General features: G+C 60.0%; 18 protein-coding genes. 9 read left to right on the top strand and 9 right to left on the bottom strand.

Annotation, left to right across the window (positions count from 1 at the left end; translation table 11 throughout):
- Positions 1–551 precede the first annotated feature (551 nt).
- Entirely contained in the window at positions 552–1,919 is a 1,368-nt protein-coding gene (gene radA / locus ACM6IP_RS13120) for a DNA repair protein RadA (RefSeq protein ID WP_095166434.1), read from the top strand.
- A gap of 9 nt (positions 1,920–1,928) precedes the next feature.
- On the opposite strand, the gene ACM6IP_RS13115 is transcribed toward radA, so the two are convergent.
- Positions 1,929–2,297: a PilZ domain-containing protein gene (locus ACM6IP_RS13115; RefSeq protein ID WP_401127231.1), complete on the bottom strand. Its 369-nt coding sequence runs from the start codon at positions 2,295–2,297 to the stop codon at positions 1,929–1,931.
- A gap of 159 nt (positions 2,298–2,456) precedes the next feature.
- Here ACM6IP_RS13115 and ACM6IP_RS13110 point away from each other — a divergent pair, with 159 nt between their 5' ends.
- The 3 genes from ACM6IP_RS13110 to yjiA all read left to right on the top strand — a co-directional run bounded on the left by ACM6IP_RS13110 (position 2,457) and on the right by yjiA (position 5,812).
- A complete protein-coding gene (locus tag ACM6IP_RS13110; RefSeq protein ID WP_095166437.1) occupies positions 2,457–4,523 on the top strand; it encodes a carbon starvation CstA family protein in 2,067 nt (688 codons plus the stop codon).
- A 15-nt stretch (positions 4,524–4,538) separates the two neighbouring features.
- Positions 4,539–4,736, top strand: coding sequence for a YbdD/YjiX family protein (locus ACM6IP_RS13105; RefSeq protein ID WP_028620750.1), 198 nt, complete (start codon positions 4,539–4,541; stop codon positions 4,734–4,736).
- Between the two features lie 104 nt (positions 4,737–4,840).
- On the top strand, positions 4,841–5,812 hold the full coding sequence (gene yjiA / locus ACM6IP_RS13100; protein ID WP_095166439.1) for a GTPase: 972 nt from the start codon (positions 4,841–4,843) through the stop codon (positions 5,810–5,812).
- A 262-nt stretch (positions 5,813–6,074) separates the two neighbouring features.
- Here yjiA and ACM6IP_RS13095 read toward each other — a convergent pair whose 3' ends face one another.
- From ACM6IP_RS13095 to ACM6IP_RS13085, 3 genes are all read right to left on the bottom strand, one after another.
- Positions 6,075–6,656 (bottom strand): hypothetical protein, encoded by a 582-nt coding sequence (locus ACM6IP_RS13095; RefSeq protein ID WP_414861630.1) that lies wholly within the window; start codon positions 6,654–6,656, stop codon positions 6,075–6,077.
- Positions 6,657–6,861: 205 nt separating this feature from the next.
- Positions 6,862–8,115, bottom strand: coding sequence for a serine hydroxymethyltransferase (glyA, locus tag ACM6IP_RS13090; RefSeq protein WP_095166449.1), 1,254 nt, complete (start codon positions 8,113–8,115; stop codon positions 6,862–6,864).
- A 248-nt stretch (positions 8,116–8,363) separates the two neighbouring features.
- Positions 8,364–12,212 carry an EAL and GGDEF domain-containing protein gene (locus ACM6IP_RS13085; RefSeq protein ID WP_414861629.1) on the bottom strand — a complete coding sequence of 1,283 codons (3,849 nt, stop codon included), beginning with the start codon at positions 12,210–12,212 and terminating at the stop codon, positions 8,364–8,366.
- Between the two features lie 283 nt (positions 12,213–12,495).
- Here ACM6IP_RS13085 and ettA point away from each other — a divergent pair, with 283 nt between their 5' ends.
- Positions 12,496–14,160, top strand: coding sequence for an energy-dependent translational throttle protein EttA (gene ettA, locus ACM6IP_RS13080; protein WP_095166464.1), 1,665 nt, complete (start codon positions 12,496–12,498; stop codon positions 14,158–14,160).
- 264 nt (positions 14,161–14,424) lie between these two features.
- The gene (gene gdhA, locus ACM6IP_RS13075; protein ID WP_095166466.1) at positions 14,425–15,762 is read left to right on the top strand and encodes an NADP-specific glutamate dehydrogenase; all 1,338 of its coding nucleotides are present in this window, start codon (positions 14,425–14,427) and stop codon (positions 15,760–15,762) included.
- On the opposite strand, the gene ACM6IP_RS13070 is transcribed toward gdhA, so the two are convergent.
- The 4 genes from ACM6IP_RS13070 to ACM6IP_RS13055 form a co-directional block, all read right to left on the bottom strand.
- Positions 15,759–16,253, bottom strand: coding sequence for a GreA/GreB family elongation factor (locus ACM6IP_RS13070; protein WP_095166468.1), 495 nt, complete (start codon positions 16,251–16,253; stop codon positions 15,759–15,761). The two genes, gdhA and ACM6IP_RS13070, sit on opposite strands and share 4 nt — an antisense overlap.
- Before the next feature lie 135 nt (positions 16,254–16,388).
- Positions 16,389–16,694, bottom strand: a complete 306-nt coding sequence (locus ACM6IP_RS13065) for a chorismate mutase (RefSeq protein WP_414861628.1) — start codon at positions 16,692–16,694, stop codon at positions 16,389–16,391.
- Positions 16,695–16,754: 60 nt separating this feature from the next.
- Entirely contained in the window at positions 16,755–18,608 is a 1,854-nt protein-coding gene (locus ACM6IP_RS13060; protein WP_320333049.1) for a DUF4105 domain-containing protein, read from the bottom strand.
- Between the two features lie 92 nt (positions 18,609–18,700).
- Positions 18,701–19,189 (bottom strand): DUF3015 domain-containing protein, encoded by a 489-nt coding sequence (locus tag ACM6IP_RS13055; protein WP_095166474.1) that lies wholly within the window; start codon positions 19,187–19,189, stop codon positions 18,701–18,703.
- A gap of 277 nt (positions 19,190–19,466) precedes the next feature.
- On the opposite strand from ACM6IP_RS13055, the gene ACM6IP_RS13050 reads away from it, so the two are divergent.
- Both ACM6IP_RS13050 and ACM6IP_RS13045 read left to right on the top strand, forming a co-directional pair.
- A complete protein-coding gene (locus ACM6IP_RS13050; RefSeq protein ID WP_095166476.1) occupies positions 19,467–21,905 on the top strand; it encodes a Lon protease family protein in 2,439 nt (812 codons plus the stop codon).
- A gap of 265 nt (positions 21,906–22,170) precedes the next feature.
- Positions 22,171–22,512: a hypothetical protein gene (locus ACM6IP_RS13045; RefSeq protein WP_095166481.1), complete on the top strand. Its 342-nt coding sequence runs from the start codon at positions 22,171–22,173 to the stop codon at positions 22,510–22,512.
- Between the two features lie 2 nt (positions 22,513–22,514).
- On the opposite strand, the gene ACM6IP_RS13040 is transcribed toward ACM6IP_RS13045, so the two are convergent.
- Complete coding sequence (locus ACM6IP_RS13040; RefSeq protein WP_414861627.1) at positions 22,515–24,344, bottom strand: hypothetical protein; 1,830 nt, start codon at positions 24,342–24,344, stop codon at positions 22,515–22,517.
- A 157-nt stretch (positions 24,345–24,501) separates the two neighbouring features.
- Between ACM6IP_RS13040 and ACM6IP_RS13035 the strand changes: the two genes are divergently transcribed.
- Positions 24,502–24,990: a TIGR00645 family protein gene (locus ACM6IP_RS13035; protein ID WP_095166485.1), complete on the top strand. Its 489-nt coding sequence runs from the start codon at positions 24,502–24,504 to the stop codon at positions 24,988–24,990.
- Positions 24,991–25,039 lie beyond the last annotated feature (49 nt).

The raw sequence follows: 25,039 nt of genomic DNA, 5'->3' as shown, positions 1-25,039 counted from the left end.
TGGATGGGCATCGGTGGCCGCTCTGCGTGGTCTTTTGTGCACTGAGATGCGTGGGTCAGTTGGACCTTCTGCCTGTCCTCGATATTGGTCAGTGACGAAAGGGGCTGGTGATAAGGTCGGGCTGAGATTGAGCGGTTAATTGAACTCACTTTTTGAATGTTTTTGGTCTGTCTTTGTAAGTTTTTGTGTTTCTGGCTGTTAGGTAAATACCCGAATAAAACAAGTGATATCAAGATGAAGGTTTTTTGATGTTTGAGTTGTACAGGTGCTGTACTTATTTGAAGGGTTGTACAAGTTTTTGGGTTTGATTGCTTGAGAGTGCTTGTCGAAAAAGGTGTGGTGGTTCTAACTCGGTGACAGCCAAGCAATACGTTTATTACGTTGCTGAAACTTGAGCAGTGCGGGTCGTGGTGTTAAACGGGGAATTGAATGGTGGATAGTTTTAACCTTTCTGGACACGGTGCCTAAGTTGTACAAAATAACCATCAGCCTTCTGCCGTACCGAACCTTTCCAGCTGGGTTATCATCGCGGTTTTTTCCTGGGAGTTCAGATGGCCAAGGCAAAACGCATGTACGGCTGCACCGAGTGCGGTTCGACCTTCCCCAAATGGGCGGGCCAATGCGGTGAGTGCGGGGCCTGGAACACCCTGACCGAAACCATGGTGGAGAGTGGCGGTGCCGCCGCCCCTAGCGGACGTACCGGCTGGGCCGGGCAGCAGGCGCAGATCAAGACCCTGGCCGAAGTCAGCGTCGAAGAGATTCCGCGTTTCTCCACCGCTTCCGGCGAGCTCGACCGCGTGCTGGGCGGTGGCCTGGTCGACGGCTCCGTGGTGCTGATCGGCGGTGATCCGGGGATCGGCAAGTCAACCATTCTCCTGCAAACCCTGTGCAACCTCGCCACCCGCATGCCGGCCCTCTATGTCACCGGTGAGGAGTCACAGCAGCAAGTGGCCATGCGTGCCCGACGCCTGGGCTTGCCCCAGGATCAACTGCGGGTCATGACCGAAACCTGTATCGAAACCATCATCGCCACGGCGCGGGTGGAAAAACCCAAGGTCATGGTGATCGACTCGATCCAGACGATTTTCACTGAACAACTGCAGTCGGCACCCGGCGGCGTGTCCCAGGTGCGCGAAAGTGCGGCGCTGTTGGTGCGTTACGCGAAACAAAGCGGCACGGCGATTTTCCTGGTCGGTCATGTGACCAAGGAAGGCGCGCTGGCGGGGCCTAGGGTCCTGGAGCACATGGTCGACACCGTGCTGTATTTCGAAGGCGAGTCCGATGGTCGCCTGCGCCTGTTGCGAGCGGTGAAAAACCGTTTTGGCGCGGTTAACGAACTGGGTGTTTTCGGCATGACCGACAAGGGGCTGAAAGAAGTCTCCAATCCGTCGGCGATTTTCCTTACCCGGGCCCAGGAAGAAGTGCCGGGCAGTGTGGTCATGGCTACGTGGGAAGGTACCCGTCCCATGTTGGTGGAAGTCCAGGCACTGGTGGACGACAGCCACCTGGCCAATCCGCGCCGGGTGACCCTGGGCCTGGATCAGAACCGGCTGGCCATGTTGCTGGCCGTCCTGCACCGGCATGGTGGTATTCCGACCCACGACCAGGATGTATTCCTCAACGTGGTGGGCGGGGTCAAGGTATTGGAAACCGCTTCGGACCTGGCGTTGATGGCCGCCGTGATGTCCAGCCTGCGTAACCGGCCGTTGCCCCACGATCTGCTGGTGTTTGGTGAAGTCGGTTTGTCCGGGGAAGTGCGCCCGGTGCCCAGCGGCCAGGAACGCTTGAAAGAAGCCGCCAAGCACGGCTTCAAGCGCGCGATCGTGCCCAAAGGCAATGCCCCGAAGGAAGCCCCGGCAGGGTTGCGAATCATCGCGGTGACGCGCCTGGAACAAGCCCTCGACGCATTGTTCGAGTAACCCCGGCGCTCAGGTTTCGATCAGGGCACCCAGTTCGCGCTCCAGCTCCTGCGGGTCACCGAGATTGAGTTCGATCAGCCGGCGCAAGCTGCTGACGGACTCCAGGCTGATGTAGCGACAGACAAATCCGAGTTGGTCGTGCTCTTCGTGGGTCAATTGCACGTCCATGCGGATTTCGGTTTCTTCACTCAAGTGAATGTCCACCGAAAAGATCCGGTTGCGATCGCCCAGCCAGGGATCCGGGCGTTGCACCAGCAAGCCCTTGAGCGACAGGTCGAGCAGTTTCACCGGCCAGCGCTGATTACCTTGGCTCAGTTCGGTACGGGCATCGAATGCGATTCGCCGGAAACGACGGCGATTGCCAGCGTGGGTGCTCATGGTGCAGTTCCTCCGCGAATGGGCTGACTATAGACCCGCATCCGTAGGCGCTGCCACTCAAGGCAAGGCTCTAGACCAATGTCGGGGTATGGCCTTTGGCGAAATCGGCGCTAAACTCGGGGTGGCTGTCTCTCAAGTCCACCTGGCTGGAATAAAAAAATGAAAAATAATAATAGCCTGCTACGCCACTTACCCTGGCTGCTGCTGGCAATCGTAGGAGCGTGCGCCCTCGGCGTAGTGGCATTGCGACGGGGTGAGGCGATCAACGCCTTGTGGATTGTGGTCGCGGCAGTGGCCATTTATCTGGTCGCATATCGTTACTACAGCCTGTTCATCGCAACCCATGTGATGCAACTCGACCCACGGCGGGCCACCCCCGCAGTGCTCAACAATGATGGTCTGGACTATGTGCCGACCAACAAACACATTCTGTTCGGTCACCACTTTGCCGCTATTGCCGGTGCAGGCCCGTTGGTCGGCCCGGTGCTGGCAGCGCAGATGGGCTATTTGCCCGGCACGCTGTGGCTGATCGCGGGCGTGGTGCTGGCGGGTGCCGTCCAGGACTTCATGGTCCTGTTCATGTCCACCCGCCGCAACGGCCGTTCCCTGGGTGACATCGTCCGTGAAGAAATGGGCCGCGTCCCTGGCACCATCGCGCTGTTTGGCTGCTTCCTGATCATGATCATCATCCTTGCGGTGCTGGCGCTGATCGTGGTCAAGGCCCTGGCCGAAAGCCCTTGGGGCATTTTCACGGTGATGGCGACCATCCCGATCGCGATGTTCATGGGCCTCTACATGCGCTACGTCCGCCCGGGTCGCATTGGCGAGATCTCGGTGATCGGCGTGTTGCTGCTGCTGGGCTCCATCTGGCTGGGCGGGCAGATTGCCGCGGATCCGGTCTGGGCCAAGGCTTTCACCTTCACCGGGATCGAGATTACCTGGATGCTGGTGGGCTATGGCTTTGTCGCGGCGTCGTTGCCGGTGTGGCTGATTCTGGCGCCTCGTGACTACCTGTCTACCTTCCTCAAGATCGGCACCATCATTGCCCTGGCCATTGGCATCCTGGTGACCATGCCTGAGCTGAAAATGCCGGCGCTGACCCAGTTCATTGATGGCACGGGCCCGGTGTGGAAGGGCGGTCTGTTCCCGTTCCTGTTCATTACCATTGCCTGTGGTGCGGTTTCCGGCTTCCATGCGCTGATCTCTTCGGGCACTACGCCCAAGCTGCTGGATAACGAAACCAACGCCCGCTATATCGGTTACGGCGGCATGCTGATGGAGTCTTTCGTGGCCATCATGGCCATGGTTGCCGCCTCGGTGATCGAGCCAGGCGTGTACTTCGCCATGAATAGCCCGGCAGCCGTGGTTGGCAGTGATGTGGTCAGCGTGGCGCAAACCGTCAGCAGTTGGGGCTTTGCGATTACCCCGGAAGCCCTGCAGGCGGTGGCCAATGACATCGGCGAAACCACCATCCTGGCGCGTGCCGGCGGTGCACCGACCCTGGCGGTTGGTATCGCGCAGATCCTGCACAGTGTCCTGCCTGGTGAAAACACCATGGCATTCTGGTACCACTTTGCCATTCTGTTCGAAGCGCTGTTCATCCTGACGGCCGTGGACGCCGGTACCCGTGCTGGGCGATTCATGCTGCAGGACCTGCTCGGGTCCTTTGTTCCGGCCCTCAAGCGTACCGAGTCCTGGACTGCCAACCTGATCGCGACAGCCGGTTGTGTGGCGATGTGGGGCTGGTTGCTGTACCAGGGCGTGGTCGATCCGCTGGGTGGGATCAATACCTTGTGGCCGCTGTTCGGTATCTCCAACCAGATGCTGGCCGGTATTGCGCTGATGCTTGCCACGGTCGTGCTGATCAAAATGAAGCGCCAGCGCTACATCTGGGTCACCATGCTGCCGGCGGTTTGGCTGCTGATCTGCACCACCACCGCAGGCTTCATCAAGCTGTTCGACGCCAACCCGGCGATCGGCTTCCTGTCCCTGGCCAAGAAGTACAGCGATGCCTTGGCTAATGGCCAGGTTCTCGCTCCGGCCAAGAACATTGCGCAGATGGAGCACGTGATCTTCAACGCCTACACCAACGCAACGCTCACCGCGCTGTTCCTGTTCGTGGTCTTCAGTATCCTGTTCTATGCGCTCAAGGTCGGTATTGCCGCCTGGGGCAGCAAGGAACGTACGGATAAAGAATCGCCCTACCAGGCCCTGCCGGATGCGTAAGAGAGGATTGCACCTGTGTTCAATGACCTGAGTCGCCTCGGTAAATACCTCGGTCAGGCCGCGCGCCTGATGGTCGGCATGCCCGACTACGACAACTACGTCGAGCATATGCAAACCAACCACCCGGACAAGCCGGTGATGAGCTACGAGATGTTCTTTCGCGAACGCCAGGAAGCTCGTTACGGCGGCAAGGGTGGGCCCAAGTGCTGTTGAGGCACGAGATGTAGGAGCATGGCTGGCCCGCGATGGCGATCTTTTGAACGCCATCGCGGGCCAGCCTTGCTCCTACAGTTTTATCCGCGTACGGAGATTTTCTTTTGCCTGCCCCCATTCCAGTCACCATCCTCAGCGGCTTTCTTGGCGCGGGTAAAACCACGCTGCTGCGCCACCTGCTCAAGGCCGAGCATGGCCTGAAGATCGCGGTAATCGAAAACGAATTCAGTGATGCCGGTATCGACACCCAATTGTTGGGAGACGAGCCGGTGCAAGTGATGACGCTGTCCAATGGCTGCGTCTGCTGCACTATTCACACCGACCTGACCAAAGCCCTGTACCTGCTGCTCGAGCGCCTGGACAGTGGCGAGCTCACTTTTGATCGCCTGGTGATCGAATGCACCGGCCTGGCCGACCCGGCTCCCGTGGCCCAGACGTTCTTTATCGATGAAGAGCTGCGCGAGCGCTATATCCTCGACGGCATCATCACCCTGGTAGACGCGGCGCACGCCGACGTGCACCTGACCCAGACCATTGCCCAGGCCCAGATCGGTTTTGCCGATCGCCTGCTGGTCAGCAAACGTGATCTGGTGGACGAGGCGACATTCACCGCACTGAGTGAGCGCCTGACCCGGATCAATCGCCGCGCACCGATCCGCCTGGTCGAACACGGCAAGATCGACCTGGCCGAGTTGCTTGATGTGCGCGGCTTCAATCTCAATGCCGACCTCGGTGGCGGAGTCAGCTTGCGCCCGGTGAGCAAGGCGCCATCAATCGACCGCATCTCCAGCCTGGTGCTGCGCAGCGATCAGGCGCTGGATATCGACCGACTCAGCGAGTTCATGAACGAACTGCTGGAAGCGCACGGCAAACAACTGCTGCGCTATAAAGGCGTGCTGAGTATTGCCGGGGAATCGCGACGCATGGTGTTTCAGGGCGTGCTGAAGCTGTATGGCTTCGATTGGGACACTGAGTGGGCCGAAGGTGAAGCGCGCGAAAGCGTGATCGTGTTCATTGCCGATGATTTGCCGGAAGACAAGATCCGCGCAGGCTTTGCCCGGGTGGCCGCTGCCTGAAGTTGTCAGCCTTGCCCGGGCTGCCGATCACGGGTTGAGCAATAGCGCTTGCAGATGATCCAGATGACGGTTGATCAAGGTTTCGGCCATCCGTGCATCCGCTGCCGCCCGCTGGTTCTGCTCCAGGCATTGGCGTTCACGTTCGACCCATTGGCGTAACTGCGGCAGGTGCAGTTACCGGAAATGTTTTTTTTGCAGAGGTTGAGGCTGCCCTGAAAGGCAGCCTGCGGGCCACATGATTAACGTCGCGCTTTGATGTTTTTTAGATGTTGATGTGCGGCTCAAAGGGCGCTTGAGGGACTTTTCTTTCGAGGATGCTCAGGATGAAAGTTATCTTCGAGCGCTCTTCTGTTTTGCCAAGATAAACATAGGGCGAGCCGTTTAACTTAAGTCCGCCTACGTAATGCTTTTCTTTTGTCTTGAGTGAGATCGGCGAGTGAGTGTCCGGAAAGTTATCCAGTGTCACGGGTTCGCCTTGAGGGTTGAGCAGTATAAAAGTGGTTGGCTCATCAGTGTATGTGTTCATGCCTTCGAAAGTATCCAGCGCGTTCTCGGTGATGATCCGATTGTAATACGCTCCGTTATTTTTGATTGTAAGTACGTAGCCGTCAGGGGTATGCAGAAAGTGCAGTTTCAAGCTCGTTACCTCACCGATCTGCTCGTTGGGCCGTATGCCGAGTACGTGGGAGTGGTCCAGGGTCTGCGGTTTGCCTGTGTAAAAGCCGCCGCTGAACAGGCGTATCGTGGCCAGCGCCGGTTTGCCATGGAGCACTTCAAGAACATTCACTTTATGGTCAAACATTCTCAGTGTTGCGATAAAGGATTTTTCTATATTGCCATTCATAATCTAGCCCGTTGGTAATTTTATTGGTTGAAGCGGGTTTTAGATTAGGGGGTTTTTGTCGATGGCTGGGGGTGTGAGTGTTGCAAGAGTTTGGGTGGGTAATGGGTTGATGTGTCTTGCTGATGTTTGTCGCTCATTAAACTCCAGGCAATAAAAAACCGGTCATCTCTGACCGGTTTTTATGACTGCGATTTAGCGGGGCTGATTAAGCGCCGTATACCGGCAGTTTCTTGCAGATAGCTTTTACTTTTTCACGAACAGCGTCGATTACCGCTTCGTTGTTCAGGTCTGCCAGGATGTCGCAGATCCAGCCGGCCAGTTCCTTGCACTCGGCTTCCTTGAAGCCACGAGTGGTCACAGCCGGGGTGCCGAAGCGCAGGCCGGAGGTGACGAACGGGGAGCGTGGATCGTTCGGTACCGAGTTCTTATTGACGGTGATGAACGCTTTGCCCAGAGCGGCGTCGGCGTCTTTACCGGAGATTTCCTGCTTGATCAGCGACAGCAGGAACAGGTGGTTTTCAGTACCGCCGGAGACCACGTCAAAACCACGCTCGATGAACACGCTGGCCATGGCCTGGGCGTTTTTCACCACTTGTTGCTGGTAGGTCTTGAACTCAGGCTGCAGTGCTTCCTTGAAGCAGATCGCTTTAGCGGCGATCACGTGCTCCAGCGGACCACCCTGGGCGCCCGGGAATACTGCGGAGTTCAGCTTCTTCTCGATGTCGGCGTTGGCGCGAGCCAGGATCAGGCCGCCACGTGGACCGCGCAGGGTCTTGTGGGTAGTGGTGGTCACTACGTCAGCGAATGGCACCGGGTTCGGGTAGACGCCTGCAGCGACCAGACCGGCTACGTGAGCCATGTCGACGAACAGGTAGGCGCCAACCTTGTCAGCGATTTCGCGGAAGCGCGGGAAGTCGAGGATCTGCGAGTAGGCAGAGAAACCGGCGACGATCATTTTTGGCTTGTGCTCGACCGCCAGGCGCTCGACTTCGTCGTAGTCGATCAGGCCGTTGGCGTCGATGCCGTACTGGATGGCGTTGTACAGCTTGCCGGAGGACGAAACGCTGGCACCGTGGGTCAGGTGACCACCGTGGGCCAGGCTCATGCCCAGGATGGTGTCGCCAGCCGACAGCAGGGCCAGGTAAACGGCGCTGTTGGCTTGGGAGCCGGCGTGCGGCTGAACGTTGGCGTAATCGGCGCCGAACAGTTCCTTGGCGCGATCAATTGCCAGTTGCTCAACCACGTCGACGAACTCGCAACCGCCGTAGTAGCGCTTGCCCGGGTAACCTTCGGCGTACTTGTTGGTCAGTACCGAGCCTTGAGCTTCCATCACCGCTGGGCTGGTGTAGTTCTCCGAAGCGATCAGCTCGATGTGTTCTTCCTGGCGCTGAGCTTCTTGCTCCATGGCGGCAAAAAGGTCGGCGTCGTACTTGGCAATGGTCAAATCACGGCTGAACATGGCGGTCCTCAAGGATCGGGGGGGCAGAAAAGGAGGGCATTCTAACTCAATGGCTTTTGTCTGGCATATGAAACGACATCATGTCGCAGACAAGTGGGCTTCATGACGGGATCAGCGGTGATCATGCTGGCCCCATCGCGATCAAGCTCGCTCCCACAGGGTTTTGGGGACACATAAAATTTGTGTACACCGAAAATTCCCTGTGGGAGCGAGCCTGCTCGCGATGGCGTAATCTGAGTCAACCCAACTCAATCGAGCATGAACAACGCATCATTGCTGAACTGCGCTTCAAACCGCGCCGCCGGCATCGGCCTGCCGAACAGATAACCCTGCACCTCGTCGCAATCATGCTCACGCAGGAATTCCAGTTGCTCATGGGTTTCCACGCCCTCGGCGATCACCGCCAGGTTCAAGCTGTGGGCCATGGCAATGATCGCCCGGGCAATCTGTGCATCCTGCTCGCCAGACGGCAGGCCGTCGACAAAGGTGCGGTCGATTTTCAGTACGTCGATCGGGAACTGCTTGAGGTAGTTAAGCGATGAATAACCGGTGCCGAAGTCGTCGACCGCGATGCTCAGGCCGAGGTTCTTCAGGCCGGCGAGGATCTGCATGGCCTCGCTGACTTCGCGCATCAGGATGCTTTCGGTCAGCTCCAGCTCCAGGCAGGCCGGCGCCAGGCCCGTGTCCTTGAGGATGGTGGCGATGCGGGTGCCGAGCTGGCCATCGGAGAACTGCCGCGCGGAAATGTTCACCGAGACCTTCGGCACGCGCACCTGCGCCTGGTGCCAGCGCTTGAGTTGCTGACAGGCCTCGCGGATCACCCAGTCACCAACGTCCACCACTAGCCCGAGCTCTTCCAGCACCGGAATGAACTCCCCCGGTGGCACCAGCCCGCGCCGCGGATGCTGCCAGCGCAGCAGGGCTTCAGCCCCGGTCAGGCGCTTGCCATCGCCGCTGAACTGCGGCTGGTAATACAGCACGAATTCATTCTGTTCGAGGGCGTGGCGCAGGTCGCTTTCCAGTTCCAGGCGTTCCAGGGCGCTGGCGTTCATCTCCGCCTGGTAGAACTGGAAGTTGTTCTTGCCGCGTTCCTTGGCGTGGTACATCGCCGTGTCGGCGTTTTTCATCAACTGGCTCAGTTCGTTGCCGTCCTGCGGGCTCAAGGCGATGCCGATACTGGCGGTCACAAAGAACTCACGGCCTTCGAGGACAAACGGCTTCACCAGGCTGGCGAGAATCTGCTCGGCGACATGAATCGCCCGGTTCAGCGCCAGTTCGCGGGTGGTGCGCGGTTGCAGCAGCAGGGTGAACTCATCGCCACCCATGCGGGCCACGGTGTCATCGTCGTCGACGCAGCCGAGCAGGCGGGTGGCCATGTCCTTGAGCATGCGATCGCCGGCGGCGTGGCCCAGGGAGTCGTTGATCGGCTTGAAGCGGTCCAGATCAAGGAACATCAGCACCACCCAGGACTTGTGCCGCTGCGCTGTTTGCAAGGCCGTGTGCAGGCGGTCCTGGAACAGGGTGCGGTTGGGCAGGTGGGTCAGGGCGTCGTAGTAGGCGAGGCGGTGAATCCGCTGCTCGCTGGCCTTGCGCTCGCTGATGTCGCTGAAAAAGCACACGTAGCTGGCCAGGTCGCCCTCGTCATCGAGCACCGCGGTGATGCCGACCCAGGCCGGGTAATGCTCGCCGTTGCGGCGCTTGAGCCAGATTTCACCTTCCCAGCTGCGGTGCTGGTGCAGTTGCTTGAGGATGTAGCCCAGGTGCGCTTCCTGCTGCTCGTCGACGGTCAACATGTTCGGCAGTTGATCGAGGACCTGGGACACCGCGTAGCCACTGACCCGGCTGAAGGCGTCGTTGGCCTGGACGATGTAGCCGGCGGGGTCGGTGATCAGGATCGCCGACGTCGAGTGTTCGAAAACCGTGGCGGCCATGCGCAGGTCTTTCTCTGCGCGCCGTTGCTGGCTGATGTCGCGACCGACTCCCAGCACGCCTTCGAAGGCGTCGTGTTCGTCCCACACCAGCACCAGCCGCAACTCGATCGGGATCTTGCGGCCATCGGCGCGCAGGCAGTCGAACAGGAATAGCTGGGTCTGCACCTGGCTGCGCAGTTGTGCCAGTTGTTCGGGTTGGTTCAGGGCCCGGCTGACGCGGTCCATCAGGCTGTAGATGCCGGTCAGTTGCTGCGGGTTGGCGACGATGGACTGCCAGCCGTTCTGGAAGATCCAGTTCGCGTCATAGCCGAGCACGGCCTGCACCGATGGGCTGACGTAGTTCAGCGCGAGTGTGTTGTTGGTGGAGAAGATCACGTCGCTGATGCTTTCAGCGAGCATGCGGTAGCGCTGCTCACTGTCGCGCAGGGATTCGCTGGCTTCGATCTGATCGGTGATGTCCTTGGCCACGCCGATGATCCGCGTGACCTGCTCGTCGGCATCCCGCGCCAACGCCTGCTCGCGGACTTCGAAGCAGCGCCACTGGCCGTCGCGGTGGCGAAAGCGCAGCGGGCACTGGCGCAACTGGCGATAACCGGCCTGGCGTTGCTCCTCGCGCAGGCGGTGGTAGAGCTCGGCGTCTTCCGGGTGCAGGAGGATTTCCCAGAAGTACTCGCCCATCTGTTGCAGTTCGGACTTGTTGTAGCCCAGGGTCTGCCCCAGGTGGTGGTTGCTGTAGATCATGCGCTGGCTGAGCACATCCTGGACGTACAGGTGATCGGGCACGGTGCGCACCACGTCGGACCAGAAGCTTTCACGCTCCTGCAGCGACAGTTCCACCAGCTTGCGGCTGGTGATGTCGTTGATGCTCAGGATCACCGCGCGGTAGTCCGGTTGTTCCTGGGGCAGGTGCAGGACCAGCCACAGGTGTTGATCCTGGCCCTGGTCATCCTTGAGCTTGATTTCCAGTTCCAACTGGCCCTGCTGGTTGAGCACGGCCTCCAGCAGCGCGGCGCCAATGCTGTTGTCGTCCAGTGGCCGGCCTTCGATCAGCAGTTGCCAGGCCTGCGCGCAGGACTCGACACCGAGCAGGTGCAAGGCCACCTGGTTGACTTCGGTGATGCGCAGTTCCTGCAGCAGTGACTGACGTTGTTCGTGACTGTCCAGGGCGGCACGCAGGGTTTCGCTGTCGTGCACCCGGGTTTTATCGAGGGCGCTGTGGAGTCCCGACAGATCCAGTACGCACAGCGCAACACCGGTACCATCGAAAATGTCCTGGTAACGCCTGCGGCCTTCATGCAACTGGTGTTGGCGGCGGCGCATGCTCAACAGGGCGATGAACGGCAACAGGGACAGTGCCAGCCCCAGCAGGCATTTACCGATGAAGGCCGGCAGCAGCTCCTCGATCACCCGCTGGCGGTCGAACAGGCCGCGCAGTTGCCAGTCGCTGCTGCTCAGCGGCACGGTCAGCACGGTGTTGGCCTGGTCCTGCGCGGTCAGCAGGCTCGGCTGGGCCGAGGGTCGCAGGTCTTCACGGCTGATGATTTGATGATTGATGCGGTTTTCCACCAGCCACAGCGGACGTAGGGTGCCTTCGCTCTGCTTGGCCAGGCCGGCGAAAAAATTCGGTCGCAGGCGCAGGGCCCAGTAGCCGCGAGTGTTGCCGCTGGCCTGATGCAGCAGCAGGTGCACCACCGAACCGTCATTGGCGTTGCTGAAATAGTGCGCCTGGGCGTGACTGCGCCTGACCAGTTCGTTCAGGTAGTCGGCATCCGGAGTGGTGTTGGCGCTGTCCTTGAGCACTTTGCCCGAGGGGCTGAGCAGCGCCACGCTGAGCAGATCCGGCAGCGACTGCTGCAATTTGCGCAACAGGGCCTGTTGCTGCTCAGCAGTTTGCGGTTGTTCGACGATCGGTAGCAGATTGAGTGCGATCTGCGCATTCAGCGCCATGTTCAGGCTGACTTGGGCGGCCAGGTCGGCGGTGTAGTCGATGGTGTGCTGGCGCTGGTCTTTCTGGGTTTCGTGCAACTGATCGAGCAACTGCCAGAACAACAGTCCGAGCAACAGCAGCACCAGCATCGCCAAGGCGCCTTTGAGCGTCCCGCGCAGGGGCGATCCGGTCGCAGGGTTCAGTGCGCGCGCGGAGGAAGGCGGAGTGGCATTGGACAATCTGTAATCCTGCGGTGGGGCTGGACTGGCGCGACGTGCACTATAAGCCTGACGCCCGAAGGGCGGCTAGCATGCCTTGAGTTGTGGCAAAGTGCCAGCCCCGTCCGGCTGGACGGGTATGCCACATTGAGGTAGCTTTGCCGGTTACGCAGGGCGTTCCAGCCCCAGACATTCAGGCTTTTTTACGCAAGCAGGCATCGACCCCCGGTCCATGTCCGCGCCGCGCATGGCCTGACACGGGCTTGGCCCGCTTTATTCCACCGTTACTGACGCTAGGTTCTCCATGGCTCAATACGTCTTCACCATGCATCGGCTGGGCAAAGTTGTTCCGCCGAAGCGGGAAATCCTGAAAAACATTTCGCTGTCGTTCTTCCCTGGCGCGAAGATCGGCGTTCTCGGCCTCAACGGTTCGGGTAAGTCCACGCTGCTGAAAATCATGGCCGGCGTCGACACCGAGTTCGAGGGCGAGGCTCGCCCGATGCCGGACCTGAACATCGGCTACCTGCCGCAGGAACCTATCCTGGATCCGACCAAGACCGTGCGTGAAGTGGTCGAGGAAGCAGTCAGCGTGATCAAGAACGCCCAGGCACGCCTGGACGAGGTCTACGCGGCGTACGCTGAAGAAGACGCCGACTTCGACAAACTGGCTGCTGAACAGGCCAAGCTCGAAGCCATCCTGCAAGCCAGCGATGGCCATAACCTGGAACGCCAACTGGAAGTCGCCGCCGATGCGCTGCGCCTGCCGGCCTGGGATGCCAAGGTCGAATTCCTTTCCGGTGGTGAGAAGCGTCGTGTGGCCCTGTGCCGCCTGCTGCTGTCCGCCCCGGACATGTTGCTGCTCGACGAACCAACCAACCACCTGGATGCCGATTCCGTGGCCTGGCTGGAGCACTTCCTGCACGACTTCCCGGGTACCGTGGTAGCGATTACGCACGACCGGTACTTCCTGGACAACGTTGCCGGCTGGATTCTGGAACTTGACCGCGGTGCGGGTATTCCTTACGAAGGCAACTATTCGGGCTGGCTGGAAGCCAAGTCCGATCGTCTGGCGGCCGAATCCAAGCAGCAGTCGGCCCACGAAAAGGCCATGAAAGAAGAACTGGAATGGGTGCGCAAAGGCGCCAAGGCCCGTCAGTCGAAATCCAAGGCTCGCCTGCAACGCTTCGAAGAAATGCAGTCGCAGGAATTCCAGAAGCGCAGCGAAACCAACGAGATCTACATCCCGGCCGGTCCGCGCCTGGGCGACAAGGTCATCGAGTTCAAGAACGTCACCAAGGGCTACGGCGATCGCGTGCTGATCGACAACCTGTCGTTCTCCATGCCTAAAGGCGCCATCGTTGGCGTGATCGGCGGTAACGGTGCGGGTAAATCCACCCTGTTCCGCATGCTGATGGGCAAGGAACAACCGGATTCGGGCAGCATCGAAGTCGGTGAAACCGTGCAACTGGCGTGTGTGGACCAGAGCCGCGAAGACCTGGACGGCAGCAAGACTGTGTTCCAGCAGATCTCCGACGGTTCCGACCAGATCCGCATCGGCAACTACGAGATCCCGTCGCGCACCTACGTGGGCCGTTTCAACTTCAAGGGCGGCGATCAGCAGAAGTTCGTCAAGGACCTGTCCGGTGGTGAGCGTGGTCGCTTGCACCTGGCCCTGACCCTGAAAGAGGGCGGCAACGTGCTGCTGCTCGACGAACCGTCCAACGACCTCGACGTCGAAACCCTGCGTTCCCTGGAAGAAGCCCTGCTGGACTTCCCGGGCGCCGCCATTGTGATCTCTCACGATCGGTGGTTCCTTGACCGCGTGGCGACGCACATCCTGGCGTACGAAGACGACTCGCAAGCGATCTTCTTCGAAGGTAACTACACCGAGTACGAAGCCGACCGCAAAAAGCGTCTTGGCGAAGCGGCTGCCCAGCCACACCGGGTACGCCACAAAAAACTGGCCTGATTGGCTGGTGGCATGAAATTACGGAGCCTGCGGGCTCCGTTTTTTTTGGCGGCCGGTTCGCCAGGGCGCTGTCACTGATGGTGCGAAATGCTGATCTGGGGTCCCTGTTTCTGTGCACAAACGGCGCAAAAATTGGCTTAAGTTATATCCATTGCACCATTTAATTTCATAACTGCGACATTTTGCGCTGTTCCGGTGCTCCTCTCGTTTGTTACAGTCCGGCTCAATCTCTCCCAACGACAATAAATTTGCCGAGACTTTTCCATGATCGAATCCGTCGAGTCCTTCCTTGCGCGCCTGAAAAAACGTGACCCTGACCAACCTGAATTCCATCAGGCCGTCGAAGAGGTCCTACGCAGCCTGTGGCCCTTTCTCGAAGCCAATCCCCACTACCTGACTTCCGGCATCCTGGAGCGCATCTGTGAGCCGGAGCGGGCCGTGGTGTTTCGCGTTTCCTGGGTCGACGATCACGGCGCGGTGCAGGTCAATCGCGGATTCCGGATCCAGATGAACAGCGCCATCGGCCCGTACAAGGGCGGCCTGCGTTTCCACCCGTCGGTGAACATGGGCGTGCTGAAGTTCCTGGCCTTCGAGCAAACGTTCAAGAACTCCCTGACTTCACTGCCGATGGGCGGTGGCAAGGGCGGCTCGGACTTCGATCCGAAGGGCAAGAGCGATGCCGAAGTGATGCGTTTCTGCCAGGCCTTCATGAGCGAGCTGTATCGCCATATCGGCTCGGACGTTGACGTTCCAGCCGGCGACATCGGCGTGGGCGCGAGGGAAATCGGCTTCCTGTTCGGCCAATACAAGCGCCTGAGCAACCAGTTCACCAGCGTGTTGACCGGCAAGGGCATGAGCTATGGCGGCAGCCTGATTCGCCCGGAGGCCACCGGTTTTGGTTGCGTGTACTTTGCCGAGGAAATGCTCAAGCGCCGCGGTGAAAAGGTGCAGGGCAAGCGTGTGGCAATTTCCGGCTCCGGCAACGTCGCGCAGTACGCAGCGCGCAAGGTCATGGACCTGGGCGGCCAGGTGATTTCCCTCTCCGACTCCGAAGGTACGCTGTACTGCGAGGGTGGGCTGAGCGAGGAGCAATGGTCGGCGCTGCTGGAGCTGAAAAACGTCAAGCGCGGCCGCATCAGTGAACTGGCTGCACGGTTCGGTCTGGAGTTTCGTGCCGGACAAAGCCCGTGGGACTTGGCGTGTGACATCGCGCTGCCGTGTGCCACGCAGAACGAACTGGACGCCGAGGCTGCGCGCACCTTGCTGCGCAATGGCTGCATCTGTGTCGCCGAAGGGGCGAACATGCCGACTACCCTGGCGGCCGTGGATATCTTCATCGAGGCTGGAATCCTGTTCGCCCCGGGCAAGGCGTCGAACGCCGGCGGTGTCGCGGTCAGTGGCCTGGAAATGTCGCAGAACGCCATGCGCCTGCTGTGGACTGCCGGTGAAGTCGACAGCAAGTTGCACAACATCATGCAGTCGATCCACCACGCATGCGTGCACTACGGCGAAGAAAACGGGCAGATCAACTACGTCAAGGGCGCGAACATCGCCGGTTTCGTCAAAGTCGCCGACGCAATGCTCGCCCAGGGCGTGGTTTAAGCGGCTTCGATGCGGATCACTTCGATCAGTTGATCGCCGGCGGGGCGTTGCCAGAGCACTTCATCATTGAGTTGCGCGCCCAGCAATGCCCGGCCCAGTGGTGAGCTCCAGTTGATCAGGCCCTGGGCGGCAACAGCCTGGTCTTCACCGACCAGTTGCACGCGCCGCTCAGTGCCTTGCTCATCGGCATAGGTCACCCAACTGCCGATCTGCACCTTGTCGGTCGAGGTGGCCGGGGGCACGACCTGAGCGCTTTGCAGGCGTTGGTGGTAGTAGCGCAGGTCGCGCTGCAGATCCGCCAGGCGCTGCTGGTCGGCTAACTCACCGAGGGCCGACTGCGCGCTGTGCAGGGTCTGCAGTTCGGCGACCTTGTCCTGCAACTGGCGCAGGCCGTCGGGGGTGACGTAATTGGGTTGGCTGCTGACCTGGCGCTCGACGGGCTGGTCGGCTTGGGCGGCGGCGTTATCTTCATTGACGAAAGCGCGGCTCATGGCGGTTCTCCCTGTATGGGGTTTAGGCCATGCTCGCAGGCTTTTAGTTTCCTGGGTTGTTCAAAAGCGACCGCACCTCGCCATATTCCAGACTCCGGGCCGCTAAATCTGCAGGGATCCGTAAGAAGCCTGTGATTATTCCGTTGGCGCGCCTGCCAGGCGACTGTGCTCGGTCAGTTCCTGATCGATGAACGCGGCGATCATGGCTCGGTATACCTGTTCGGTCACATCGGGGTGGGCGCCGACTTGCTCGGATAACGCGCGCACCTTGGCGATGACCTGTTCCACCCGTTGCGGCGCTTTGACCGCATCAACGTCTTTCTTGAAGCGGGCCGCCTGCGCCACATAGGCACCACGTTCGGCCAGCAGGGTGACGATCTGCCGGTCCAGGCGATCGATATGGGTGCGTACTTCTTCGAGGGTGTGGCAGTGGACGTCCATGTATTTTCCGTTCGTGTTTTTTGGGGGGCTGGTCAGCGAAGGCATGCGCCTGAAGGCCGCTCAATAGTGATACCACTTCAGCTCCAGCATCACCTCGTTCTGCGCCGATGCGAGGTGGCTGAATTCGCGCTGGGCGCTCAGGCGCAGGCCGAGGTTGCGCGACAGTTCCCACTGCTGGTTCAGGCTCAGGCTACGGCGCACCTCGCCGTTGGTGAAGAAATCGCCGCGGGTTTCCAGGCTCAGGTTGCCCAGTGGGTTGCGCCACAGCAGGCCACTGTTGAATCCGGCCGCCGGCGAGATGAACTCGGCGAAGTCATTGTTGTGTTCGACCCGCACCGTGCCAAGGGCAAACCCCAGCACATCCTCGCCCAATTGCCAGGTACCGCCGGCACCGCCGTTGACATGGCTGACCAAGGTCTCGTCATCGTGCTTGCCCGGCACCCGTTCCAGGCCGCCGGTAACTTGCCAGGACCAGGGTTGCAGGAGCTCGTTGCGTGGCGTCAGGGAGCGGATGGTGGCCAGGTCCAGTTGTTGCAACTGCCACTGGTTGCCCTCGTACTGGCGCAATTTCATCTGCAGGATCTCAATCTGTGCGCCCAGCGGGAAGCTCTCGGCATTGTCGTTGAGGTCGTGATACGCCATGCGCAGGCCATATTCACCGAACGCCTGGTCGCCGCGGGTACCGATACCCGCCTGCCAGGTGCGTGATTGGTGCCCGTCTTCCGGCAGCCCCGGGCGCTCGATGGCTAGCTCCGGTGGTGGATTCTGGTTGATCGCCCGCAGCAGTTCGAAACTGCGTTGCGCTCGTGCCGGGTCGCGCTCCTGGCCATTGGCGCGGTAGCGTTCCAGGCGGTAGGCGGCATCGATGATCAGTGCCTGGCGGTCCCGTGGCAGCGCCTTGCAGGCGGGTGCCTGCAATTGTTGCGGGTCGGCGCTGACCTTCAGCACCCACTGCTGCTCTTCGTCAGACAGTGTTTCGGCGCGGCTGAGCAACTCGCGCTCGCGGGACGGCCGATAGTCGATTTTTTCCACCAGCCCGGCATCTTTCACCGCTTTGACGGTGTCGGTGGGAATGGCCGTCAGCGGGAATTGTTCGGTCAGCTTGAGCCCCGGTCGTGCCACCTGCAGCAGCTCCAGCAGGCGGTAAGAGCAGTTTTCATCGAAGAAGAAATAGTCGAACTGGATCTGCTTCAGTTCCCAGACGTGCTCGACCATGCGCTCGGTTTCGACCTGGGTCAGGTTCAGCCGGTACTCCCACAGGTCGCGGTTCTCCAGGCTGCGGTATTCCGAGAGTTTTTCCTGGTAGGGGACCAGGGCGAACAAGCCCGGGTAGCCGCCCATCAGACCCTTCCAGGCATACAGGATGCTGTTGTCCGAGCCCTCAATGTAGGCACCGAAGTTGATCGCATAGCTGAGCAGGGCAGTGTTGTCGCTTTGTACGCCGGCCTGGTCGATCCGCAACAGCGTGTGGCCGAACATAGAAGACGGGCTGTTGAGGTAGGCCGCAGGGAAAATCATCACCGCACTGTGGGGCGAGACATCCTTGAACCATTGCTTGAATTCGCTGCAGTCCACCGCGGGCAGGTCGTTGAGCTGCAGTTGTGCCTGCAGCCAGCGGGTACGCGCCGGGTAAACGCATTGTGCATGTTGCTGACCGAGGCTGGCCGGGGCATACAGCGCCTGTACGGTGGCCGCCAGTTCGGCATCCGGGTGTTCGGCACCGTCGCGGGCCAGGAAAAATTTGTGGTCGCTGATGTAGCTGCGCCAGCCGCCCAGCTTGGCGGTTTCGTAATGGCCCAGGGAAATCCAGAACGGGTCGTTGGCCAGTTGCTGCAGGCGTTGGTTGTCGAGGTGGGGCGCGGCGGACAGCGGGGCGCAGACAAACAGCGCCAGACAGGCAAGGCGTTTGAGCATGGTGGGCAACTTAAGTCGAAAAAATAAAGACCAAATGCAGTCAGGTCCAAAAAACAAAACCCGCCCCGGTGAGAGGGCGGGTGAGGTCGAGCTTAAGCTGGGGTGGCGTATTTGGCCAGGCGAGTATCGGCCTTGAGTACGGCCAGGGTATTGGTATGCACATCTTCAGCGGTCACGTCAGCCTTGCTGAAGATCTGCTGGAAATGTTCGTGGGTAACGGCGGCGAAGTGCGCACGGTCTTCCGGTGCGACGCCCAGGACCACAGCGTAAGTGGTCAGTGCTTCACCCTGACCCTTGGCCATGTCTTCGGACAGCTCGTTTATCATGCCGTTCATGGCGAACCAGGACTTGCCACCATAGGTCAGCGCAGCGTTGGTCGCGCAGCCGTTGGTGCCGGAGGTCATGCCGAACGTGGCGTTGCCGGAGGTGCCGTTGGTGGTGGAAGCCAGGAAGTGAGCCGGGGTGCCACGCTGACCTTCAAACAGCATGTTGCCCCAACCGCAATCCGGACCGCCTGGCGCCTGCGCCATGGCGTTGAGGGATACAGCGGTGAAGAGAGTACCAAGAAGAATCCGTTTCATAGCTTTGTTCTCTTTATGTGCGTACCAATGGACAGGAGTTCTGAGGCCAATTTGGCATCAGTGGGCCGGTTATTAGTCCAGCCGCGCAGTTTGGAGTTTAGGCAGGTTCCGTGGGTTCCGTGGTTTTTTGGAAAAATATTCCTCAAACCAGTGATTTAGCCGGCGCCTGGGTAGGGTTCGGCGTTTGACTATGCTTTTACCCAAGGCGCGCCTTGCCAGTCAGGTGCAGGCAGCGCCAGAATGCCTCCAACTGCCCCGCCTGATGTAAGGAAGCCCGATGCCTGATCCTGTTGCTGCCAGCTTGCGTCTAGCGCCCGAAGCGCTGACCCGTCCGTTTTCCGCTGAACAGTTCAGCTTCTCTACCACCAATGATCTGGAGCCTTTTCGCGGTGTGCTCGGCCAGGAACGCGCGGTCGAAGCCTTGCAGTTCGGTGTGGCCATGCCACGCCCCGGTTACAACGTGTTTGTCATGGGTGAGCCTGGCACTGGTCGGTTCTCGTTCGTCAAACGCTACCTCAAGGCCGAAGGCAAGCGCCTGCAGACCCCGGCGGACTGGGTCTACGTCAACAATTTCGATGAGCCACGCGAACCCCGCGCCCTGGAGTTGCCCTCGGGCACGGCCGGTGCATTCATCGCCGATATCAATGGCCTGATCGACAACTTACTCGCGACCTTTCCTGCGGTCTTTGAACACCCGTCCTACCAGCAAAAGAAAAGCGCTATCGACCGCGCGTTCAACCAGCGCTACGACCGTGCACTGGATGTGATCGAGCGTCTGGCACTGGAGAAAGAAGTCGCGCTGTACCGCGACAGCACCAATATTGCCTTCACTCCGATGAGTGAGGGCAAGGCGCTGGATGAGGCTGAGTTCGCCCAGTTGCCGGAAGCGGTGCGTGAGCAGTTCCACGAAGATATTTCCGGGCTTGAAGAGCGACTCAACGAGGAGCTCGCCAGCCTGCCGCAGTGGAAGCGTGAATCCAGCAATCAGATGCGTCACCTGAACGAAGAAACCATCACCCTGGCCTTGCAGCCATTGCTTGCACCGCTGTCGGAAAAGTACGCGGAAAATGCAGCGGTGTGCGGTTACCTGCAGGCGATGCAGGTGTACTTGCTCAAGACCGTGGTCGAACAACTGGTCGACGACAGCAAGACCGATGCCGTCGCCCGTAAACTGCTGGAGGAGCAATACGCGCCGAGCCTGGTGGTGGGGCATTCGGTCAGTGGTGGTGCGCCGGTGGTGTTTGAACCGCACCCGACCTACGAAAACCTGTTCGGCCGTATCGAGTACAGCACCGATCAGGGCGCGCTCTATACCACCTATCGTCAACTGCGACCCGGTGCCTTGCACCGGGCCAATGGTGGGTTCCTGATCCTGGAAGCGGAAAAAATGCTCAGCGAGCCGTTCGTGTGGGATGCGCTCAAGCGTGCCCTGCAGTCGCGCAAGCTGAAAATGGAATCGCCACTCGGGGAGATGGGCCGCCTGGCCACGGTGACGCTGACGCCGCAACACATTCCGTTGCAGGTCAAGGTGGTCATCATTGGCGCCCGCCAGCTGTACTACACGCTGCAGGACCTGGATCCGGACTTCCAGGAGATGTTCCGGGTGCTGGTGGATTTCGACGAAGACATTCCAATGGTCGACGAGAGCCTGGAGCAGTTCGCCCAGTTGCTCAAGACTCGCACTTCGGAAGAAGGCATGGCCCCGCTGACCGCCGATGCGGTGGCGCGCCTGGCGACTTACAGTGCGCGCCTGGCCGAGCACCAGGGGCGTTTGTCGGCACGCATCGGCGACCTGTTCCAGTTGGTCAGCGAGGCGGACTTCATCCGGCACCTGGCCGGCGACGAAATGACCGACGCCGGGCATATCGAGCGTGCACTCAAGGCCAAGGCCACCCGTACCGGGCGCGTCTCGGCACGGATTCTCGATGACATGCTGGCGGGGATCATCCTGATCGACACCGCTGGCGCGGCCGTGGGCAAATGCAACGGGCTGACGGTGCTGGAAGTGGGTGACTCGGCCTTCGGCGTTCCGGCGCGGATTTCCGCGACGGTCTACCCGGGTGGCAGTGGCATCGTCGACATCGAGCGTGAGGTCAACCTCGGGCAGCCGATTCACTCCAAGGGCGTGATGATCCTCACCGGTTACCTGGGCAGTCGTTATGCCCAGGAATTCCCGTTGGCGATCTCGGCGAGTATTGCCCTGGAGCAGTCCTACGGTTATGTCGACGGCGACAGTGCGTCGTTGGGCGAGGCATGTACGCTGATCTCGGCCTTGTCGAAGACGCCGCTCAAGCAGTGCTTCGCCATCACCGGCTCGATCAACCAGTTCGGCGAAGTACAGGCAGTGGGTGGGGTCAACGAGAAAATCGAAGGCTTCTTCCGGCTGTGCGAAGCTCGCGGCCTTACCGGTGAGCAGGGCGCAATCATCCCGCAGGCCAACGTGGCGACGCTGATGCTCGATGAGAAGGTCCTGGCGGCGGTGCGGGCCGGGCAGTTCCATGTGTATGCGGTGCGCCAGGCCGACGAGGCATTGAGCCTGCTGGTTGGCGAGCCGGCCGGTGAGCCGGACGAGGAGGGCCAGTTCCCTGAGGGCAGCGTCAACGCACGGGTGGTCGAGCGTTTGCGAGTGATCGCGGAAATGATCAGCGAAGAGGACTTGAAGGAGGCCGAGAAAGAGCTGGCGCAGGAGGCGTTGGCCGAAGCCAAGCCGGCTTGATCCCAGTCATCCACCCGCTGTAGGAGCAAGGCTTACCCGCGAATGCGTACGAAAGGACGCCTTCGCGGGTAAGCCTTGCACCTTTTTTATGGCGCAGCGAATGACGTCAAAAAACCAACAGCGACCATTCGGCGCTTCGTTACCCTCGGCAACTTGCTGATTCGACTTTTCTTCTATGCTCAGGTCTAGGATATCGACAGTTATCACTGGATCGAGACAGCCTTCGCGTGGAGGCTGAATACCGGATCTATCGAGGGTCGCCGCCATGTCGCGCAACCTCTGCCTTACCCGCCAATGCCTGGGTCTCGTGACCCGGATCGAATGCAGTGTGCGCCCGCTCGCCGGCGATACTGGCATGTGGACCTTGCTGTTTGCTGCCGGCATGGCAGGCGAACAGCCCTCGGCCATCAAGGCCCAAGGCCCGTTTCATGGCCCTTTTGTGGCTGAATCGATACTCGATACCATCGTTGAAAGCCTGACCCTGCATGGTTATCAACTGGCCGACGACCCGCAGATCTGGTGCTTGCACCTGCAAGCCCAGCTACGGGAAATCAACGGCGGCCGGTACCGCAACCAGGATGGTTTCGATTCGACTCCAAGGCATTGACCTCACTCGGCAGGGGTGGGGTTCTGCACCTTGTCGAGCTTGACCTCAAAGCCATACTCGATGGTTTCCAGGTCGGTGCGTTGGTAGCTTTCCAATTGGCTCGGCTGACCATAGAAGTAGTGCACGTCCAGCACTGCGGGGCCCTCTGTGTTGGCGTCATGACTGACCAGCAGAATTTCCTTCAGGTAGTTGCCGCTCGCGTCCTTGGCGAAGAAGCGCCAGTCCTGCGCGGGGAAAACCTTCTGGTCGACCAGCAGGGCGTTACCCCTGAGCTCCAGGCCTTTGGGTAGTTTGCTGGTGTCGAGGCTGTGCTTTTCGATATCGGCGAGAAACAGTGGCATGGAGCCCACGGCGTAGGCCGGGGTTTCGGGGAACAGGGTCAGGTCGTAGGTGATGGTGGCGTGTAATGGATCGATTTCGAAGGCTTCGGCTGGCAACTCGATGGGAGTGCCACGCTGGCCATCGTCATTCTGGGTAAAGAAGGTCAACGGAGTCGGGCCGGGGCTGAATGAGCTGCCGAGGAGTTCATCGTTGAAGCTGCTGGGGTGGTCGAACTGAATGCGCGCGGCACTGGCGTCCTCCACCGACTGGGTGATGCGAATACTGTTTTTCAGTTGCTGCGCGTCCAGGCTCGCGCCTTTGAGCCAGTTGCCGGCCTGGTCGTCATAGACCACCACGGGCGGGGTGAGGCTTTGAATGGTTTTGTCGGTGGTGTTGCGGTCAAAACGCCTGACGGGCAGATCCAGTTCCTTGCGGGTCACGGTGGCGGCGGAAAAATCCAGCACGTTGACTTCCAGGCTGTCGATGGGGCCATTGAAGTAGACCTTGGTGTAATGATGGCTCTGCTGGCGCTCGAAGGCTTGCAGTTCGTCATTAAGCTGCTTTTCCAGTGCCTCGCTCCAGGCGGTCTGTTTTTGCATCTCGGCCAGTTGGTTTTGATAGAAGGCTATTTGTGCTGAGTCTTCGTTGATCGAGCCGGCGCGTGCGAGGAACTGCCCGGTCTGGTCCCGGGCCTGGACGATCAGCGGATTGAGCGGGGTGTCGCCGACCTGTGGGGCCAACGCTGCGCGGTTGTCGACCGTGATTTCGGCGTAGTTGTTCTCGAGGCTGTGCAGGGTGACGCTGAGGTTGGCCTCGGTCCGCGTAAGCCCGATGTCCTTTTTGCTCAGGTTGAAGGTCGCGACCTTGTGCGGTGCGATCACTTCGACCTTGCCTTGCAGGGTCAGGGGTTGTGGCTGGCTGTTGTTGGCCACCTCCAGTCCCTCGACAAAGGGGTAGGCGAGGGTTAGGTCATCCGGGGCGGTCAAGCTCGAGCTTGAAGGGCTCAGCTGGATGCCGGGGTCGGTTTCCGACCATTCGGCCTGGAAGGGGATGACCTGCTTGTTGCTAAGAGTGACCGATTGCCATTCCAGGCCGTGGGGGAAGGGAAACTCCGAGGGCATGTTGAAGTTGAACGGGAATACCGGTTGCAGGTCGGTCAGGTAGTCGGAGCTGGCATCCTTGCGCAGGACGATCAGGCCATTGATGTAGGTGTCGACCAGCGCCTGCGGGCTTGCGTAGTGCCGGAGCAACGCCATGGCGTCGTCACCGTATTCGGTTTCGACCGGCTTGGCGGCCAGCTTCTGTTGGGCGCGTTCGAGCAGCAGCAGGGAGCCGCCGAGACTGGATACGGCATCCTTGAGCTTGGGGTCGGTGATGGCGTCCAGTGACTTTTCGAACTGGACGGTCTTGTCTTCAAGGCTTTGCGCAGGCTTTTCGTCCGCGGGCGAGCAGCCGCTGAGCAGCGCCACCAGGCACAGGCCGATCGTCGTCAAGGGTAAGCGCACATCCATTTTCCAGTATTCCCGTACGACGCACGTGGGTGCGAACGCTTTGGACACTAGCAGAAAACCCTCGGTCAGACTTCCAGGTTATGGATTTGCCAGCGGTTTATGGGTGTTTGAGCGGCTGGTATACTCGCCGCCATTTCCAGCCTTGGTGTGAGATTTAATGGAACGCTTTATCGAAAACACAATGTACGCTTCGCGCTGGTTGCTGGCCCCTATCTACTTCGGCCTGTCCCTGGGTTTGCTGGCCCTGGCCCTGAAGTTCTTTCAGGAAGTCTTCCACGTTATCCCCAACGTCTTCTCGATGGCCGAGTCGGACCTGATCCTGGTCCTGCTGTCGCTGATCGACATGGCCCTGGTGGGCGGCCTGCTGGTGATGGTGATGATCTCCGGCTATGAAAACTTCGTGTCCCAGCTGGATATCGATGAATCCAAGGAAAAGCTCAACTGGCTGGGCACCATGGATTCGTCTTCGCTGAAGATGAAAGTCGCGGCCTCGATCGTGGCGATTTCCTCGATCCACTTGCTGCGCATTTTCATGGACGCCAAGAACGTCGATCCCGAGCACCTGAAGTGGTACGTGATCATTCACATGACGTTCGTGATTTCGGCGTTCGCCATGGGCTACCTGGACAAACTGACCAAGCACTGATTACCCCGCAGGTGGTAAACGGACGGGCGGCAGCGTTGTCGGCTTGTGC

The organism is Pseudomonas sp. IT-P176 (assembly GCF_949767245.1).
Lineage (GTDB): Bacteria > Pseudomonadota > Gammaproteobacteria > Pseudomonadales > Pseudomonadaceae > Aquipseudomonas.
The sequence above is the reverse complement of the archived record's forward strand: the minus strand, read 5'-3'. Positions and strand labels throughout refer to the sequence as shown.

Bases quoted from the DNA above. Each gene is read 5' to 3' on its own strand.
- radA (WP_095166434.1), top strand. From the start codon at position 552: ATGGCCAAGGCAAAACGCATGTACGGCTGCACCGAGTGCGGTTCGACC.
- ACM6IP_RS13115 (WP_401127231.1), bottom strand. From the start codon at position 2,297: ATGAGCACCCACGCTGGCAATCGCCGTCGTTTCCGGCGAATCGCATTC.
- ACM6IP_RS13110 (WP_095166437.1), top strand. From the start codon at position 2,457: ATGAAAAATAATAATAGCCTGCTACGCCACTTACCCTGGCTGCTGCTG.
- ACM6IP_RS13095 (WP_414861630.1), bottom strand. From the start codon at position 6,656: ATGAATGGCAATATAGAAAAATCCTTTATCGCAACACTGAGAATGTTT.
- glyA (WP_095166449.1), bottom strand. From the start codon at position 8,115: ATGTTCAGCCGTGATTTGACCATTGCCAAGTACGACGCCGACCTTTTT.
- ettA (WP_095166464.1), top strand. From the start codon at position 12,496: ATGGCTCAATACGTCTTCACCATGCATCGGCTGGGCAAAGTTGTTCCG.
- gdhA (WP_095166466.1), top strand. From the start codon at position 14,425: ATGATCGAATCCGTCGAGTCCTTCCTTGCGCGCCTGAAAAAACGTGAC.
- ACM6IP_RS13070 (WP_095166468.1), bottom strand. From the start codon at position 16,253: ATGAGCCGCGCTTTCGTCAATGAAGATAACGCCGCCGCCCAAGCCGAC.
- ACM6IP_RS13065 (WP_414861628.1), bottom strand. From the start codon at position 16,694: ATGGACGTCCACTGCCACACCCTCGAAGAAGTACGCACCCATATCGAT.
- ACM6IP_RS13060 (WP_320333049.1), bottom strand. From the start codon at position 18,608: ATGCTCAAACGCCTTGCCTGTCTGGCGCTGTTTGTCTGCGCCCCGCTG.
- ACM6IP_RS13055 (WP_095166474.1), bottom strand. From the start codon at position 19,189: ATGAAACGGATTCTTCTTGGTACTCTCTTCACCGCTGTATCCCTCAAC.
- ACM6IP_RS13050 (WP_095166476.1), top strand. From the start codon at position 19,467: ATGCCTGATCCTGTTGCTGCCAGCTTGCGTCTAGCGCCCGAAGCGCTG.
- ACM6IP_RS13045 (WP_095166481.1), top strand. From the start codon at position 22,171: ATGTCGCGCAACCTCTGCCTTACCCGCCAATGCCTGGGTCTCGTGACC.
- ACM6IP_RS13040 (WP_414861627.1), bottom strand. From the start codon at position 24,344: ATGGATGTGCGCTTACCCTTGACGACGATCGGCCTGTGCCTGGTGGCG.
- ACM6IP_RS13035 (WP_095166485.1), top strand. From the start codon at position 24,502: ATGGAACGCTTTATCGAAAACACAATGTACGCTTCGCGCTGGTTGCTG.